The sequence below is a fragment of the Cytobacillus spongiae genome (genome assembly GCF_021390075.1).
In genome coordinates this window covers 3,416,532-3,432,587 of sequence record NZ_CP089997.1, presented here as the reverse complement: position 1 = coordinate 3,432,587, position 16,056 = coordinate 3,416,532, and the positions used below count along the sequence as shown (strand labels likewise).

18 protein-coding genes are annotated in these 16,056 nt (G+C 38.4%); 5 read left to right on the top strand and 13 right to left on the bottom strand.

The features are described from left to right. Positions 1 to 195 precede the first annotated feature (195 nt). From LS684_RS17365 to LS684_RS17355, 3 genes are all read right to left on the bottom strand, one after another. Positions 196 to 1,029, bottom strand: a complete 834-nt coding sequence (locus LS684_RS17365; RefSeq protein ID WP_233807816.1) for a MerR family transcriptional regulator — start codon at positions 1,027 to 1,029, stop codon at positions 196 to 198. 106 nt (positions 1,030 to 1,135) lie between these two features. After that, on the bottom strand, positions 1,136 to 1,540 hold the full coding sequence (locus tag LS684_RS17360; protein ID WP_233807815.1) for a YuzC family spore coat inner layer protein: 405 nt from the start codon (positions 1,538 to 1,540) through the stop codon (positions 1,136 to 1,138). Positions 1,541 to 1,614: 74 nt separating this feature from the next. Beyond that, complete coding sequence (locus tag LS684_RS17355; RefSeq protein WP_233807814.1) at positions 1,615 to 1,977, bottom strand: winged helix-turn-helix transcriptional regulator; 363 nt, start codon at positions 1,975 to 1,977, stop codon at positions 1,615 to 1,617. A 121-nt stretch (positions 1,978 to 2,098) separates the two neighbouring features. Here LS684_RS17355 and LS684_RS17350 point away from each other — a divergent pair, with 121 nt between their 5' ends. After that, the gene (locus LS684_RS17350; protein ID WP_233807813.1) at positions 2,099 to 3,079 is read left to right on the top strand and encodes a zinc-binding dehydrogenase; all 981 of its coding nucleotides are present in this window, start codon (positions 2,099 to 2,101) and stop codon (positions 3,077 to 3,079) included. Between the two features lie 77 nt (positions 3,080 to 3,156). Here the strand turns inward: LS684_RS17350 and LS684_RS17345 are convergent, their stop codons facing one another. Beyond that, positions 3,157 to 3,339 carry an asparagine synthase gene (locus LS684_RS17345; RefSeq protein ID WP_233807811.1) on the bottom strand — a complete coding sequence of 61 codons (183 nt, stop codon included), beginning with the start codon at positions 3,337 to 3,339 and terminating at the stop codon, positions 3,157 to 3,159. A 340-nt stretch (positions 3,340 to 3,679) separates the two neighbouring features. On the opposite strand from LS684_RS17345, the gene LS684_RS17340 reads away from it, so the two are divergent. Then, positions 3,680 to 4,063: a hotdog fold thioesterase gene (locus tag LS684_RS17340; RefSeq protein WP_233807809.1), complete on the top strand. Its 384-nt coding sequence runs from the start codon at positions 3,680 to 3,682 to the stop codon at positions 4,061 to 4,063. A gap of 62 nt (positions 4,064 to 4,125) precedes the next feature. On the opposite strand, the gene LS684_RS17335 is transcribed toward LS684_RS17340, so the two are convergent. The 8 genes from LS684_RS17335 to LS684_RS17300 all read right to left on the bottom strand — a co-directional run bounded on the left by LS684_RS17335 (position 4,126) and on the right by LS684_RS17300 (position 11,278). Further along, positions 4,126 to 5,265 (bottom strand): FAD-dependent oxidoreductase, encoded by a 1,140-nt coding sequence (locus LS684_RS17335; RefSeq protein WP_233807807.1) that lies wholly within the window; start codon positions 5,263 to 5,265, stop codon positions 4,126 to 4,128. A 267-nt stretch (positions 5,266 to 5,532) separates the two neighbouring features. Continuing rightward, positions 5,533 to 5,892, bottom strand: coding sequence for a monovalent cation/H(+) antiporter subunit G (gene mnhG / locus LS684_RS17330; protein ID WP_233811695.1), 360 nt, complete (start codon positions 5,890 to 5,892; stop codon positions 5,533 to 5,535). After that, positions 5,876 to 6,112, bottom strand: coding sequence for a Na(+)/H(+) antiporter subunit F1 (locus tag LS684_RS17325; RefSeq protein ID WP_432418834.1), 237 nt, complete (start codon positions 6,110 to 6,112; stop codon positions 5,876 to 5,878). The genes mnhG and LS684_RS17325 overlap by 17 nt, the downstream gene beginning before the upstream one ends. A 47-nt stretch (positions 6,113 to 6,159) precedes the next feature. Beyond that, positions 6,160 to 6,636 (bottom strand): Na+/H+ antiporter subunit E, encoded by a 477-nt coding sequence (locus LS684_RS17320; RefSeq protein WP_233807802.1) that lies wholly within the window; start codon positions 6,634 to 6,636, stop codon positions 6,160 to 6,162. Positions 6,637 to 6,641: 5 nt separating this feature from the next. Then, positions 6,642 to 8,120 carry a Na+/H+ antiporter subunit D gene (locus LS684_RS17315; RefSeq protein ID WP_233807801.1) on the bottom strand — a complete coding sequence of 493 codons (1,479 nt, stop codon included), beginning with the start codon at positions 8,118 to 8,120 and terminating at the stop codon, positions 6,642 to 6,644. Beyond that, complete coding sequence (locus LS684_RS17310; protein WP_233807800.1) at positions 8,113 to 8,454, bottom strand: Na(+)/H(+) antiporter subunit C; 342 nt, start codon at positions 8,452 to 8,454, stop codon at positions 8,113 to 8,115. The genes LS684_RS17315 and LS684_RS17310 overlap by 8 nt, the downstream gene beginning before the upstream one ends. After that, entirely contained in the window at positions 8,454 to 8,876 is a 423-nt protein-coding gene (locus LS684_RS17305) for a Na(+)/H(+) antiporter subunit B (protein ID WP_233807798.1), read from the bottom strand. Before LS684_RS17305 ends, LS684_RS17310 begins: the two co-directional genes overlap by 1 nt. Next, on the bottom strand, positions 8,873 to 11,278 hold the full coding sequence (locus LS684_RS17300) for a Na+/H+ antiporter subunit A (RefSeq protein ID WP_233807795.1): 2,406 nt from the start codon (positions 11,276 to 11,278) through the stop codon (positions 8,873 to 8,875). Before LS684_RS17300 ends, LS684_RS17305 begins: the two co-directional genes overlap by 4 nt. A gap of 505 nt (positions 11,279 to 11,783) precedes the next feature. Here LS684_RS17300 and LS684_RS17295 point away from each other — a divergent pair. Together LS684_RS17295 and LS684_RS17290 are read left to right on the top strand one after the other, a co-directional pair. Further along, positions 11,784 to 11,993 (top strand): hypothetical protein, encoded by a 210-nt coding sequence (locus LS684_RS17295; RefSeq protein ID WP_233807793.1) that lies wholly within the window; start codon positions 11,784 to 11,786, stop codon positions 11,991 to 11,993. Positions 11,994 to 12,221: 228 nt separating this feature from the next. Beyond that, entirely contained in the window at positions 12,222 to 12,779 is a 558-nt protein-coding gene (locus LS684_RS17290; RefSeq protein ID WP_233807791.1) for a DUF5366 family protein, read from the top strand. A gap of 30 nt (positions 12,780 to 12,809) precedes the next feature. On the opposite strand, the gene LS684_RS17285 is transcribed toward LS684_RS17290, so the two are convergent. Continuing rightward, positions 12,810 to 14,654 (bottom strand): transglycosylase domain-containing protein, encoded by a 1,845-nt coding sequence (locus LS684_RS17285; protein ID WP_233807789.1) that lies wholly within the window; start codon positions 14,652 to 14,654, stop codon positions 12,810 to 12,812. A 496-nt stretch (positions 14,655 to 15,150) separates the two neighbouring features. On the opposite strand from LS684_RS17285, the gene kapD reads away from it, so the two are divergent. Then, positions 15,151 to 15,774 (top strand): 3'-5' exonuclease KapD, encoded by a 624-nt coding sequence (gene kapD, locus LS684_RS17280; protein WP_233807787.1) that lies wholly within the window; start codon positions 15,151 to 15,153, stop codon positions 15,772 to 15,774. The last annotated feature ends 282 nt before the right edge of the window (positions 15,775 to 16,056 follow it).

Sequence of the window (16,056 nt, the reverse complement as noted above, 5' to 3'; positions counted from 1 at the left end):
TCCTGTTCTTATCTACAAGAGAGAGTCTATACCTTCAAGTAACTTGAAGGTCAAGAATTATTTATTGTTACGGTAAGGAGAGAAGTAGCCAGCTTTCATGCACTCAGCTTCTTTTCCTAGTGTAATTCAGTATTACGGTCATTCACTCATACATGAAAAAGAATGACTAGTTGATTTTGGCGAACTATTCTAACTTCAAAGTTTTTTAATAACAGGTATTTCAATCAAGGTTATGAAATTTTGTTTTTCCTTCACGACCGATTCATCAATAATGGAGATTTCGTACGGATCTCCAATTGGATCGTAGCCTAAACGCTTTAGCTCCTTTAGGAAAATTCGATAGCTTTCTTTTAATTCCTCATATGGACCTTTGTGTGGATATGTGGCGTAAAGTCCTTCGGGAAGAAAGGTGGCTTCTTCAGAAGTATGTTGATTCCATATCAGCTTAAAGATACTTTTATACATGAGAGGGCCATCTCCATATAAACAATTTAGATCTATACTCGCTCCGATGTCCCCTGTGAAAATCCCATCCTTAAGTTGATTGGAGGTTTCCCTATTCATTTCTTCTATGTAGATTTCTTCAAAATGAATAGATAAGTCAACTGGAATGCTTTGATATAAAAAAGAAATCGGTCTATTTGGAAAAAATTTAACCTCTACGATTTGCTCGTGTGAGTGTTCTTTTCCTACTTTAAGCGTATGCATTTTGTGTTTAATTTGTTGAGCAGATAAGGTTAGTGCCTTAATTTCGTCCTGAAGATCTTCCCATTTCTTTTGAAATAAGTCATATGTATTCTCAATGGTTCTATTATCCATATGGGTTTGGATATCACGAATTTGAAAGCCAATTTTCCGTAAAAAAATGATCGTATCCAGGTGAACAAATTGATCAGACGTATAATAGCGGTATTGATTTTCTTCATCTATAAACTTCGGTTTAAAAAGGTCAATCTCATCATAGTACCTTAAAGTTGAATGAGGAATTGAAAACATTTTTGAGATTTCGCCAACACGGAATTTCTTCATAATGTGCTCCTTCAATAGTTTGTGGTTAAGTCTATCATATCTTGAATGATTCAAGAATTCCAAAGCAAGAAAAACGCGCGAGCTATATCAAACTCGCGCGTTTGCTCTACATCCATCGTAAAGTGAGAGATAGATGACAGCAATTCACATGATCCAGGTCGGCATTAAAGTTTAACTTAAACCCATCTGGATTGTAGTCAATCTTCGGCATTTTTTTTACTCCCGTCGACTGAATCATGCTGTGGACTGCCTGTGTATTGGATTGTTGGGCGGCACTCATTAGCCTAAAGGCAAAATTTTTTGATTTCACCATTTTTTCAAGAACTAAATGAGCGTCAGTCATGAGCGCTTCCATTTCTTTAGCAGATTTCATGAAAAGGTCAGGATTTACGTCTGGGAAAGTACGAGAGTAAGGTGAATAGAATGGTGGATAAGGGCGAACAGAAGGATTCCATCTTGTCATTTGATAAGTGTGTGCTTGTGGATAACGATAAGGATAATTGGGGTACATACCCATTTTCCCCCCTTTACGTAAATTGGAAAACATTCACTTTCATATATATATTTAAAGGGGTTATCCTATGATTACTTTGTAAAGTCGTAGGTAGATGAGCAGCGGTTCATCACGATGCCAGCTTTTTCGGCATAGGCATCTCCCCACTTACACATTTCAAAAAGAACAGCTTTTAATTGGTTGCCCATAGCTGTTGTGGAATAAACGACATGGGTCTCTTCGAATGCGGTACGCTCAACAAGTCCATGTTCTTCTAATTCCTTTAGCTGCTGTGATAACATTTTTTGTGTAACTCCTGGGAGGGATCTTTTCAATTCATTAAAGCGTTTGGCCCCCTCATTTAAATTCCAAAGAATCAACACCTTCCATTTCCCTCCAATCAAGTCAATAACCAAATCAATCGAGCAATCGTATTCGGGGTATAGCTTCTTCATCGTTTATTCCTTCTTCCCACATCTAGTTTCTAAATGGTAACTTGTTTCATTTAAACACAATATATATTATAAGCGTTAGAGTATTCTCTGCAAAAAAATTAGCATAGGAGATGGCAGATAAATGAAAGCGTTGCTCTTGCATGAAAAGGGATTATGGAAAGAAATGAAGGTTGAGGAAGTTGAGGTTCCTATTGCAAGTGAAGGTGAACTTCTCATAGAAGTACATGCTGTAGGAATGAACCCAGTAGATTATAAAACAGCAACAGGAGGAAACCCTAATTGGGATTTTCCACATATCCTTGGGCTAGATGTTGCAGGTGTTGTGGCTGATATAGGTGATGGTGTGTCACTATGGAAAAAGGGTGATCGAGTAGTTTTTCATGGTGACCTCTCGAAAAAAGGTGGCTATGCAGAGTATACAGTTACAACGGCTCATACGGTTTCTAGAATTCCTGATGAAGTTTCATTTGAAGATGCGGCAGCCATTCCAACTGCTGGATATACTGCTTATCAAGCATTACATCGTAAGCTGCCACTTGAACAAATTGAAACGCTTCTAATCCATGGTGGTGCAGGAGGAGTGGGTGGCTTTGCCGTTCAGCTAGCAAAGCTGTCAGGGAAGAAGGTGATTTCCACCGCTTCACGTTCTAACCATGAATATGTGAAATCACTAGGGGCAGATGAAGTAATAGATTATCGAGAAGAAAATGTAAAAGAGAGAGTTCTGGAGATTACAAACGGGCGTGGAGTCGATGCCGTAATTGACTCCGTAAGTAGACAAAGTGCTACAGATTCTACGGAGCTGCTGGCATTTTTAGGACATATCGTTCATATTGCAGGTGCTCCAGATTATTCTCATATCCCTCCTTTTACAAAAGCACTATCCTACCATGAAATTGCATTAGGTGCTGTTCATCAGTACGGAGATAAGCAATCGCAGGAAGATTTAAGACGGATGGGAGATGGGATGCTAGCTTTAATGGCAGAAGGAAAGTTATCATCTATGCTGAAGGAAGTAATTTCGTTAGAAGAAGCTCCTGCTGCCCTTCTTCGGTTATCTGAACGCCATGTGAAAGGGAAAATTGTCGTGAAAACAAAATAAGGCCATTTAAACCGCGAGCTCATAAAGAGTTCGCGGTCTTTATGATATTTAGAAGTATATAGGAGCAGAAATTTGACCTATGATCGCTCTCTATGTTCGAATAAGTCAATGGTTCCTAATACAACATGTGCTAAGCCGAACCCAAATACCGTATTTGAAATCATTTTGTCTACTTTTCGATTTTGTTTTAAAGCGTAACCGGTTGCTGCTACAGCTGTTCCAAGTACAGTTGGAATTAGCCCTTCTCTAATTTTCTCCATTATATGCCACCCCTTTTGAAAAAATTGTCCCTTCAGACAACCATATTTTCTCCTGTTATAGTATATTTAAAGATAGAAGGATTTTACAAAAAAAGTTATTTTCTAAAAGATTGTTGTTTATGCCAGGCAAGATGACCTTTTTCAAACGAAGGCTTGGAGTTTGGAGCTGAAGGATGCAAAACGACTACCTTAGAAGTGGGACTGGTGAGAGCCCACAGTCGAAGCCGAGGATACTCAACGTACGCTTCGCGGCAAGCGAGTATCCTGGAGCGGAAAATTGCCTATGGTTCAAAGCAACAATGGATAGGAAAACAGCCTACAAAAAAAGGAGGAAGAGGGAATGGATCTAAAAAACACTTTATTACACTCATTAGGGATTGAAGTTACAAAGCTAGAGGCAGGTACGGTTGTCGCGACCATGCCGGTGGATGAAAGAACACGTCAGCCTTTTGGGTTACTTCATGGTGGCGCATCTGTTGCATTAGCTGAAACGGTTGCATCGATTGGGGCATTTGAATTGATTGATAAGGAGAAAGAGGCAGCAGTAGGTTTGGAAATTAATGCGAACCATATTAGAGGCAAAAGAGATGGAGTAGTGACGGCCATTGGGAAGGTGGCACATCAAGGGAAATCAACGATGGTGTGGGAAATCAAAATTGTGGATGAGGACGAACAATTGATTTGTCTTTCTCGATGTACGATGGCTATTATACAAAAGAGATAAGCTTCGACGTGTAAAGGACAGACCATTCGATGTACAATCATTTAGTGGTCCGTCCTTCTATATTATAAATCGGGAAGCTGATAAAGTTGATCAAAACGATTTTTGTGAATAGTCGAAGGTGTCATTCTTAGTACTTGATTTCGAACTTTACAAACAAATGGAATATCGATTTGTGCTACTTTCCCGGCTAGCCAAGAATCTTGAACAACCTTTCTAGTACGATGCAATCTTTTCGTTTCGTATTTCATGAACGCACTTTGGATGGTTGTTTCATTTTGTAAACAAATTGCAAGATAGAGGGCATCTTCAACAGCTTGGCATGCACCCTGTCCAAGATTTGGTGTCGTTGCATGGGCTGAATCACCAAGCAAAAGGATATTTCCAAAGCAATATTGGAAAAGTGGATCTAAATCATAAATGTGATGACAGATGACATTCTCATCTGCCGTTTTTTCAATTATTTGCGGGATTGGGTCATGATAGTGAAAAAAGTTATAGACGAGATCTTTTGTTTTCCATGCTTTCATATGTGCTTCATTTAATTGGCTATTTTTTAATGCGTACCAATAAATACGGTTATCTGAAAGTGGAACGATCCCAAATCTACCTCGTGGCCCCCATGTTTCAGAAAATTCCATTGGAATATACTCTGGAACCTGCTCTATAATTCCACGCCAACATGTGTATCCAGCAAATCTTAATTCTTTATAGGGAAGTAACTTCTTACGTATGGCAGAATGAATTCCATCGCTTGCAATGACAAAATCAGTCTTATGAACAGATCCATCCTGAAAGACAAGCTCAACACCATCTAAGTCTTGATGAAAATCAACAAGCTTCTTATCGTATTGAACCATTCCAGGTGGAAGTGCTTCTCCTAGAATGCGAATTAAGTCATAACGATGAATAAACGTATAGCAAGGAGTAGAAGAAGTTTCAAAGTGTAAATTCATAATATCTTTACCGGATTCTGAAGTAATTCTACAGGTGTTCGTAGAAAAAACATATTGCTTAATATCCTCGGATACTCCTAAATATTCAAACGCTTTCATTGCATTAGCTCCTAGTACAATACCAGCACCAGTTGTGTGTAAGGTAGGAGCTTTTTCAAAAACGGTTGCATCTATGCCTCGTTTTCTCAATGCAAGGGCTGCACTCAACCCGCCAATTCCACCGCCAACAATGGCAATTTGTTTTTCCAAGATGGCGCACACTCCTTTAACACAAATTCCTTAATTTACTATACGAAAATTCAACGATGAAAGATATAGACAAATCATGAACATTGTGACTTTTAGCACATTTTTTCCCAATTATGTTTATTGAGTAGTGTTTGCAAGCAAATGTACTGATCGCTTAGTTGTTTAAGCGAAACCATTTACAGTCTATATGATAACCAAGATGGATATCATGACGGAATGTAAAAAGCCATCAAATGAACTAGTGTCATTGATGGCTATTAACTGTTTTTATTGCTCGGCTTTGCGTTCTTCTTTTGCTTTCTTTAGGTCATCCTGTACGCTTTTCTCCCAAAGTGGAATGCCGGAGTTATAGGCAGCTCTACTAATTAAATGTCCAGCAACGGGGGAAGTCATAAAGATAAATGCAATCCCCAAAATGATACGTGAATTAAAGTGTCCTTCCTCAAGGAAGAAATATAAGAACGTACCAAGTAGAATGGACATAACTCCAAGGGTAGCCGCTTTAGATGCGGCGTGGTTTCGTGTATAGACATCTGGTAATCGAAGGAGTCCAAAGGCAGTCACTAAGCTTAAAAAAGCTCCAATAATGAGAAATGAACCTGTTACAAAACTAACGATCGCGTTCATGCTCAATTATGACCCCCTTTTCTAAATATTTGGCAAAGGCTACTGTCCCAATAAAGGCTAATATCCCAATTAGAAGGATAATTTCTAGAAATGCATTTGTTTTTAGGGCAATAGATATAAGGGCGATAATTGCAACTAGATTGATGCCGATCGCATCTAGCGCTACCACTCTGTCTGGAATACTAGGACCTTTTATCACGCGATAGATGAGCCCTAGCATGCTGATGGAAACACATACGAGTGAGATGTATACGACTAATTCAAACATTACCGGCTCACCTCCATAATGGCACGCTCAAAAGTCTTTTTGATATTATTAATTTCGTCTTGTGCATCCCCCATGTCCATGGCATGGATATACAGGATTTTATTGTCGAGTGAAATATCGACAACGAGTGTACCTGGTGTTAACGTGATTAAATTTGCTAATATCGTGATTTCCCAATCTTCTTTTAATTCAGTTGGAAGAGCAAAAATCCCAGGTTTCATATCCAGTCTTGGCTTTAAAATGACCTTTAACACAGCGATGTTCGCTAAGAGCAGTTCCTTGATAAATAAAAAGAATAGATTGATCACGGCAATCACTCGAAGAATATAGAACCGTGAATTGAAAAATCGTCTAAAAGCAAACACAATGAGAAAACCGAAAAAATATCCAACAAAGAAGGTTACTGGATCGTAAGAAACCTTAAGGAACATCCATATAAAAGCTAGAAAGATATTTAAAAGTATTTGAAATGCCATCGTCACTACTCCTTTAAAACCGCATCTATATAGATAGCTGGGTTCACAAGCGTTTCAGAGGCTTGTGTGATATAAGGGTATATAGCTTCCGATCCTAAGCCATATAAAACAGATAAACCGACTAATAAGGCAGGTGAGAGTAGGAGCCATTTAACAGGAACCCCGGCTTCTCCTTCATAAGAGCGTGGTGTTCCCCAAAATCCATTGATGAAGATTTTCATCACCGAGAACAACACGAGCAAGCTAGACATGAGGACAATAGCTGCTCCAATGAATTGCCCTTGCTCAAATCCCCCACGGATAATCAGCAATTTTCCAACGAATCCGCTTAGCGGTGGTACTCCAGCAAGGGCAATAGCAGCAATGAAAAATGTCCAAGCAACTCCTGGATAATTTTTTATTAAACCGCTGACCTGTTTTAAATTGCTTGTTCCGGTTATCCTGATTACAATTCCTACTAATAAAAACAATGCTGCTTTAATTAGCATATCGTGTATGAGGTAAAATACTGAACCTGTTAAGGAATCTGGCGTCATCACCGAAATACCGAAAAGAATAACGCCGACTGCAACAATAATGTTATAGATAATAATTTTCTTAACATCCCAATAGGCGATTGCTCCAATGACTCCTACAATGATTGTTAGCATCGCAAGTACGCTAATAAGCTGATGTGTGAAGCCTTGATCGTGATAGAAGAATAATGTAAATGTTCTTGTAATCGAATAGACACCAACCTTCGTTAACAATGCACCGAATAGAGCCATAACTGGTGCTGGGGGGGCATAGTATGAGCCTGGTAGCCAGAAATAAAGGGGGAATATTGCTCCCTTTAGACCAAACACGATTAAGAACATGACCGCAATAACCGTTAGAATCCCAGGCTGTCCTGCCAGTTGAATTCGTTCTGAAATATGAGCCATATTGAGCGTGCCAACAACAGAATATAAATAAGCAACGGTAATAACAAATAAGGCTGAAGAAATCACATTTACGAGAATATACTTAATCGATTCACGCAATTGAATTTTTGTTCCTCCCAAAACTAGCAGCACGTAGGAGGACATCAGCATAACTTCAAAGAATACGAACAGATTAAAGATATCTCCAGTTGTAAACGCCCCATTAACTCCTACTATTAAAAATTGAAAAACTGAATAATAGTAGAATTTTTCTCGTTCCTTTCCTATGGAATGGAACGAATAAATGAGACAGGCTAATGCAATCACACTTGTTGTTAATACAAGTAAGGCGGAAAACATATCAGATACAAGTGTAATTCCGAATGGTGCTTCCCAGCTACTGACATCTAAAGTTTGAACGCCTTTATTTCTTACTGTTTGAACTAATGCAACTGAAGCGATGATTGTAGCTACCGAGGAAATAACAGATAACCATCGTTGGAAGTTAACATTTTTAATGAATATTAGAAAAATACCTGCGAATAATGGGATCAAAATCGGTAAGATTAGTAAATTACTCATTTCCTTCGTTTCCTCTCAATTGATCCATATTATCGGTCCCAAGTTCTTGGTAGGCTCGATAAGCAAGCACTAAGAAAAAGGACGTAACACCGAAGCTAATTACGATAGCTGTCAGTATCAGTGCTTGTGGAAGTGGATCAGCATATGATTTAGCGTACTCTCCTAATAATGGAGCCGCTCCTCGTTTTAAGCCACCCATCGTTAATATCAATAAATGGGCACCATGGCTTAGAAGTCCTGTACCAATGATTATTCGTAGTAAGCTCTTTGAAAGCATTAAGTATGTGGCTGTCATAAATAAAATGCCTATGACAATGGCCATTAATATTTCCATTATTCATCCTCCCCTATTGTTTGAATAATGGTCATCGTTACGCCGATAACAACGAGATACACACCAGTGTCAAATAGTACAGCAGTATGCAGGGCAGTATCTCCTAAGAGTGGCAGTAGAACATGACTATGTGCATGAGTTAAAAATGGAGCATCAAACAACAAGGCTCCAGCTCCAGTACCTACGGAAAATAATAGTCCAACTCCAATCATGTATTTATAATCGATTGGGAGAATGTTGGCTACCGTTTTCATATCGTATGCAAGAAGCAATAGAACAATGGCACCTGATGTCATTAATCCTCCAATAAAGCCTCCACCTGGATAGTAGTGACCAGCAAAGAAGAGGTGGATGGAGAACAAAATGATGATAAAGAGAGTGATTTTCGTAACGGTTTGTAAGATTACATCATTTGTCTTCATCCTTCTTTCCTCCTTGTTAGACGTAATTTAATCATCGCAAAAATACCAAGTGCAGCAATCGCTAACACGCAAATTTCAAACATGGTATCAAAGCCACGGAAATCAACAAGGATTACGTTAACCATATTTTTTCCAGCTGCTTTTTCATACGTGTTTTCAATATAGTATTGTGAAATGGATTCAAACAGTTTATTGCTATGACTAGAAAGCGCCACTAGCGTTACAACGACACCCACACCAACCGAAATCAATGCGTTTGTCAGCTTAAACCCAATTCGTGATTCCTCCCTTTTCAGCTTCGGCAAGTGATAGAAGCAGAGAAGAAACAATGAAACGGAAACAGATTCAATGACGAGCTGTGTCAATGCAAGGTCTGGTGCTCTAAATAATACAAAGAATAAAGCGACTATATAGCCAACTGCTCCTAATAAAATAATCGACGTTAGTCTCGATTTAGCAAAAAGAATGGTAATAGAAGCGACGACGATTAATAAAGCTAATACCACTTCATACAAGCCAATCGGAGCAAGGTTGTTTGTTTTTACTACAAAAGCATCCTTCATAAACAGGCTGGCACCGATAATTAAGATGAAAAAGGTGAAAATATAAACTAAGTACGTTCGAATAAACCCATTCATATAGGTTTTCGTCAATTTAAATGAACCATTTTGGACAAGGTCTAGACCTCGATCATAAAACCTGTTTAACGTTAACTTCTCAGGATGAAGATCGTACATACTCTTCCATTTAGGGAAAGTGGTGTAAAGGACAACACCAATGGCAATCACTCCAAGCGTCATAAACAGCTCGATTGTTGGACCATGCCAAAAGCTAATATGAACAACGAATTCCTTTGAGTCGTTTAGTAAACTAGGCAAAATGGAAGCCATTACAGGCGCAATTAAATGATGTGATAAGATATTTGGAAACAATCCAAAAATGATCACAAGTGACGCTAAGATAATTGGCGGAATCAACATTCCAAGTGGTGCTTCGTGAGGCTTTTTCTTCATTTGTTCTGGTTGATACTTACCAGTAAACGTCTTGAATACAAGTCTCATACTATAAATGAAGGTAAACACACTTGCAACCCAAGCCAGGATAGGGAATAATAGTCCCCAAGTTTCTAGGTTGAAGATATCCATTTCTAACACACGGACCATTCCCGTAAAGAACATTTCTTTACTTAAAAAGCCATTGAATGGAGGTAATCCAGCCATCGAAAATGTGCCGATTAACGCCAATGTAAAAGTAATCGGCATAAAGCTCATTAACCCGCCTAGCCTGCGAATATCCCTCGTCCCTGTTTCATGATCAACAATCCCTACTACCATGAAAAGACTTCCCTTAAAGGTAGCATGGTTGATTAGGTGGAAAACAGCAGCAGTTGTAGCAACCGTATAGAAGCTATCATCAATTGAAGGATAGTGAAGAGCCGCGGCTCCAATTCCAAGTAATGACATAATCATTCCCAACTGACTGACGGTCGAGAAGGCAAGGATTCCCTTTAAATCGGTTTGCTTTACAGCGGAGAATGAACCCCAGAATAAAGTGATAATCCCAAAGCCTGCTACTAGCCATAGCCATACGCCGGACTCAGCAAAAACAGGGCTTAGACGAGCGACTAAATATATTCCAGCCTTAACCATAGTCGCTGAGTGAAGATATGCACTGACTGGTGTAGGGGCTTCCATAGCATCTGGTAACCAAATGTGGAAAGGAAATTGAGCAGATTTCGTAAATGCTCCTAATAAAATACAAAGCAGCGCTGGGATGAATAAGCTATGGTTCAAAATCTCACTTGATTGAGCAGCAATTTCACTTATATTGAATGTCCCTGTCATTAAATAAAGCAAAATGATCCCACCTAGCATAGAGAGACCACCAAAAACGGTAATGATCATGGACTTTTGGGCACCATAGCGCGATTTTTCTCGATGATACCAATACCCAATTAGTAAAAAGGATGAGAAGCTTGTAAATTCCCAAAACATATATAACACAATGAGGTTTTCAGAAAGAACAACGCCGAGCATGGCACCCATAAATAATAACAAGTAGACATAGAACGTATTCAACTGTTCTTTATCTTTTCCTAAATAATAAATCGAATAGAGAACGACTAAAGACCCAATTCCGGTAATTAATAACGCAAATAATAACCCAAGTCCATCCACTTTTGCGATGAAATCTACACCAAGTGAAGGAATCCAGGATATACTCTCAGTCGTTATTCTGTTATGACTAACATTTGAGATATAGGAAATGAAGTAGCTAAATAACAGAATTGGAAGCGGAAGAACGAACCATCCTGTATGAACTTGCTTAAATAGTTTATAGAATATAGGCACAAGTATGGCAAGCAAAAATGGTGAAATGATTGCTATATGCAGCAAAGACAATGCAAAACCCCCTTTATGTTGTATGGCATAAAACCACATATGGCACGAAACGGTTCAAATTATGTAATCTGTAAGAGTTAGTAGATACGTGAGCCATAAAATGGTGATGTGAAGTCGCCCTTTTATTCAATATTTCCAATACGTGATTGGAACATGCTAATCTTTCCAATTCTCTCAGAAATACCAATCATGTTATACATGTAATTTCACTTATTGAAGTCCTTTCTCTTGTAAAGCTGTTTTGTGTTTGTAATCTGCCTATATAAGAAAACCTCAGACAAATTATAACCTAAAATGTAAGACCATGCATTTCTAAAAAGCATGGGGCTCTTAGATGATTCCCTTGTTATTAAATAGGTAAGAACACGTAAAAAAAACCAAAAAATTTTTAATATCTCAAGTCCTTTTCGCTTTACGTTAACATACATTTCTCGGGTTACCTAATGAATCAAGTGTATAAAAATACCTTGATCGATCCATCCTAACGTTAGGATGGTGTTGTGTAATGAGAAAAAAAATAATCGCATCCATGTCGATTTTCCTCCTTTTGTTAACAGGTGGGTATGTCATTGAACAAAAAGACAAGCGAGAGTTTTATGTTCCTACAGTTGACGAGGAGATTGTAGAAATATTACCTGTTAATTATATGGACAAGCAGAAGAAACGATATAAGTTTTTTGAATCAAGGGAATATGTTCGAATTGAAACGATCTAATATGAAAGAAGATAACCTTCGAACATATATAGGAGAAAGGAGGAAGAGAATGGACTCGACCTCCTTTTTGGCATGATGATGAAGTATAAGGAACATGTTATTCTAAAATATGGTAAATAGGATAATTCCTTATTGTCCAAATCCTTCTTTTCGAGGATAATAGACCATGGCAATATCGAGGGCTAAAAGAACCTCGTAGCCTCAAAAAGAACGAGACTTGGAGAAATTATGAAAAATACGTATTTAACAAGCTACTTCCCTCTTCTTGCGATCATTCTATTTAGTGTGTCTATATCGATTCGTGTGGAATTGATTTTGTTAGATTTCTTGAAAAATATTGGGATATACAGTGGTATGTTAGAATTTTTTTCTGAAGGTGGAATAAAGCTAGCTTTACTAATCTTATTAGTGGCTATATCGTTTATGGTGTTAGCAGCATTTAAATTAGTTGCGGATACAACGAACGGTTTAGCATTGCTCTTCTTTTCGAAAGATGCAGAAGGGGAGAGCTTGAATAAAATACGCTCAGGCTCTATCATCTATTTTGTTGGTGGTGCTATTTCCTTAGTAAGCATGTATAGTTTTATTGGGATAGGTATTATATTTACGTTAACAACGGTCATTTACCTCATCTATTTTGTTTATAAGTCAAGTGGGGCTCTATCCATGTGGGGAATTATCGGGATGATTTTTTTTCAAGTGGTAGTTTGGTCTACCTTATTGATTGGCCTCATGTATATAGCGGTAAAAGTGTATAACAGCATCATGGCGAGCCTGCCTGTGTAAAAAACAAAACGACGAGGATGGCCTCGTCGTTTATTCATATCCATTCATAATATCTCGCCAAATAAGAAGTTCTGGAACAGAGGCTTCAATGGCTTTCATGTTTTGAGGCGTGTCTTTTCCTACCCAAACACCTGCTGTTAGTCTGTCGGTAAGGCCTACAAACCAGAAATCCTTATAATCATTTGTAGTCCCTGTTTTTCCTCCTACATAAGTATTGGGAAAATACGCTTGCTTGGCTGTCCCACTTTGAACGGTTTTCTTCATCAGTTGTCGAATATGGTCAACAGTCTGTTTGCTCCATACTTGAACAGGCTGATCCTGCCATTCGTAGAGCACTTCACCGTTGAGACTAGTAACCTTTCGAATAGCTCGAGGTGGTTGATAGGATCCAGCATTTGCAAAGGTCGTATATGCCCCCGTTAGCTCTAATGGAGTCATTCCAAATGTGAAACCTCCGACAGCGGCAGGGAGTACTTTGTCTTGCTCAACTACTTTTTTAAATTGGAAAGCTTCTAAGTCTTTAAAGCTACTTTCGATTCCCACTCGGTCTAGTAAGCGAACGGCCGGGGTATTAAAGGAGTAAATGAAGGCAGTTTCAAGACTTATCATTCCTCCTCTACTTCCGCCATAGTTTTCAGGACAATAACCATCTTTACAAAAAGCATCAGAACTAATTTGTTCGGTTAGAGCCCCCTTCGTTCGCTCGATATATGGTGCATAAGCAATTAATGGCTTAATGGCTGAACCAGGCTGACGATATGCTTGGTAGCCTCTATGAAAATCATATTTTTTATAATTTTTCCCGCCCACAAGTGCTAGAATTTCGTGCCTCTCGTGATCAATAACAGCAGCGCTTCCTTCAACATCAGAATAAGGCAGTCTACTCTTCACTGCCGATTTAGCTTTCATCTGCAGTGAAGGATCAAGTGCTGTTTCAATAATTATGCCTGATCCAATAATGTTTTTTACTCGAGTCTCAAGCGTTGCACGTCTACTTTCAGAATCTGCTGATTGGTCCCAATCCTCCTGCTGAGCAATGAGCTCTGCTAATTCTGCTTCCACATAAGCTACATAGTCAGGATGTATGTCTGTTCGTTTCTTTACGTTTAGACTTATCGGTTGTCCTTTAATCGCTTCGGCTTCCTCGGTGTTTAAATAACCAGCCGCACTCATTTGATCGACAAGTCGCTCCTGTCTTTTTTTCGTGTAATTGAAATGAGTTAAAGGGTCATAGAGTGAGGGATTATTAGGGATTGATGCTAAAAAAGCTAGCTCACTTTTGGTCAGCTTTCCCGTTGTTTTTTGAAAATAGAACTGTGCAGCTGCTTCAATTCCGTATGCACCATTTTGAAAATAGATAGCATTTAGATATGCTTCTAGAATTTCATCCTTAGAATACGTGCGTTCTATTTCATAAGCATATAAGATTTCACTGAGCTTTCGATTATATGTCTGCTCATGGTTTAAATACAAGTTGCGAGCGAGCTGCTGGGTAATTGTACTTGCACCTTGCTCGATTTCCTTTGATTGAATGTTAGTCGCTAGAGCACGTCCAATGGCTGTTAAATCAAAGCCGATATGTTCATAGAAATGCTGGTCCTCTGAAACAATGAAAATATCTTTTAAGAATGGGGGGATCTGCCCACTAGGTAAATAGATGCGATTCATCGGCCGGTCCATTTCCGAGATGGTGTTCCCATTTCGATCCTTTAGATAGCTTGTCTGAGTTAAATTAGTTTGTTGAACATTTATTTTCCCGTCAATAATTTCATGAAAGCTCTGAACCTGCTTCGTTTCATCTGCTAATAAAGAGGCTATGTAGAGAAAGAGGGGAAAGAAAATGAATATTATGATATATCCAGTAATGGTGCGCAATCGATTTGTCCATTCCTTTCCGTTTGTGAATGAATTCTTTTTTATGGTAATAAGTTCGGTCAATTGGAATAGTGAAATAGTCTACTATCTCATACTAATCCAACATTGAAAAGTTATAAAGTAGGGAACAGGAGATTGCAGAAAGAAATTTATTCAGAGAGTCGGAAAAAAAACTTATTTTTCAAAATTTATTGAAAATAATTACTGAAATTTTAAAAAATTCAACCGAATTTCGTGCTATAATGGAAGAAAAATGGTGTGCGTTGATCAAAAGGGTTTCAACTTTAATTTATTTTAGCTCTGTTATCACTTGGTGTTTATTTTAAATAAGTCCATTTAAGAACCCAATGAAAGCAATTGGACAGGTAAGCGCTATTTGCGTAAATGTGCCGATAAAGCTCTCATTTAGGGGAAGGATTTGGAGTGAAACCAACATCCCCTTTTAACAGAGAATTTTTTTCATAAATGAAAGGAATCAAGGAAAGTAGGTGAATGTGTGGAGAAGAATCATCAATATCTATTTATTGACTTTGAATTTACAATGCCAGAAAGAAGTGAAAAGTATAAGGGTTTCTACCCTGAAATTATTGAGGTAGGTTTCGTGTCTGTTGTGAATGGAGAGTTGATTGATCAATATTCATCCTATGTTACCCCTCTTCGTTTTCCTATTTTATCTGAGCGATGCAAATCGTTCCTTAATATTTCCCAAGAGCATGTGGATCAAGGAATTTCTTTTTTTGAGCTTGTTCAAAAATTGAAAGATGTCAATAGTCAAAATCAACAAACAACGATCATCACGTGGGGAAATATGGATATGAAGGTATTGCGCAATAATTGCTTGAAGGCAAACGTTCCATTTCCGATAAAAGGAAAGGAATTGGATCTTTCAATGGAATATAAGCGTTTCTTTGGAGATCAAAATCAAACGGGTCTGTGGAAAGCTGTTCAGGAATACGGAAAAGATGGAACAGGCAAACATCACCGGGCACTTGACGATGCTCATACAACGTATAATATTTTTCGTTTAGTAGAAAAAGACAAACGATACTTACAGAATCATGAGCCAACAACGATTGGAGACAGAGTTGATTTCTCAAAGCTGTTTAATAAATTCGCATAAAAAGCCAAATCGCAACCAATGTGATTTGGCTTTTTATTGGTGTGGGACTTGGGTGAATTACGCTCCAGGCGAATGCCAAGGAGCTTTTTGATAGGACGGAAAGAGTCTGTGTGATCATCATATGGGGAGCGAACGCTCAATTTTTGAGCGTTCGCTCGTAGATCACTGAAAATCGCTCGCTTTTCTAGATTTTCGCTCGCTTTAGATTGTTTTTCGCTCGCATTCGATTAGGTTTCGCTCGCTTAATAATGCTTTTCGCTCAAAATGAAGATTCTATATGTT

Excerpts from the sequence above, each read along its gene's own strand:
- LS684_RS17365 (WP_233807816.1), bottom strand. The coding sequence starts at position 1,029 with ATGAAGAAATTCCGTGTTGGCGAAATCTCAAAAATGTTTTCAATTCCT.
- LS684_RS17360 (WP_233807815.1), bottom strand. The coding sequence starts at position 1,540 with ATGTACCCCAATTATCCTTATCGTTATCCACAAGCACACACTTATCAA.
- LS684_RS17355 (WP_233807814.1), bottom strand. The coding sequence starts at position 1,977 with ATGAAGAAGCTATACCCCGAATACGATTGCTCGATTGATTTGGTTATT.
- LS684_RS17350 (WP_233807813.1), top strand. The coding sequence starts at position 2,099 with ATGAAAGCGTTGCTCTTGCATGAAAAGGGATTATGGAAAGAAATGAAG.
- LS684_RS17345 (WP_233807811.1), bottom strand. The coding sequence starts at position 3,339 with ATGGAGAAAATTAGAGAAGGGCTAATTCCAACTGTACTTGGAACAGCT.
- LS684_RS17340 (WP_233807809.1), top strand. The coding sequence starts at position 3,680 with ATGGATCTAAAAAACACTTTATTACACTCATTAGGGATTGAAGTTACA.
- mnhG (WP_233811695.1), bottom strand. The coding sequence starts at position 5,892 with ATGAACGCGATCGTTAGTTTTGTAACAGGTTCATTTCTCATTATTGGA.
- LS684_RS17325 (WP_432418834.1), bottom strand. The coding sequence starts at position 6,112 with ATGCTAGGGCTCATCTATCGCGTGATAAAAGGTCCTAGTATTCCAGAC.
- LS684_RS17320 (WP_233807802.1), bottom strand. The coding sequence starts at position 6,636 with ATGGCATTTCAAATACTTTTAAATATCTTTCTAGCTTTTATATGGATG.
- LS684_RS17315 (WP_233807801.1), bottom strand. The coding sequence starts at position 8,120 with ATGAGTAATTTACTAATCTTACCGATTTTGATCCCATTATTCGCAGGT.
- LS684_RS17310 (WP_233807800.1), bottom strand. The coding sequence starts at position 8,454 with ATGGAAATATTAATGGCCATTGTCATAGGCATTTTATTTATGACAGCC.
- LS684_RS17305 (WP_233807798.1), bottom strand. The coding sequence starts at position 8,876 with ATGAAGACAAATGATGTAATCTTACAAACCGTTACGAAAATCACTCTC.
- LS684_RS17295 (WP_233807793.1), top strand. The coding sequence starts at position 11,784 with ATGAGAAAAAAAATAATCGCATCCATGTCGATTTTCCTCCTTTTGTTA.
- LS684_RS17290 (WP_233807791.1), top strand. The coding sequence starts at position 12,222 with ATGAAAAATACGTATTTAACAAGCTACTTCCCTCTTCTTGCGATCATT.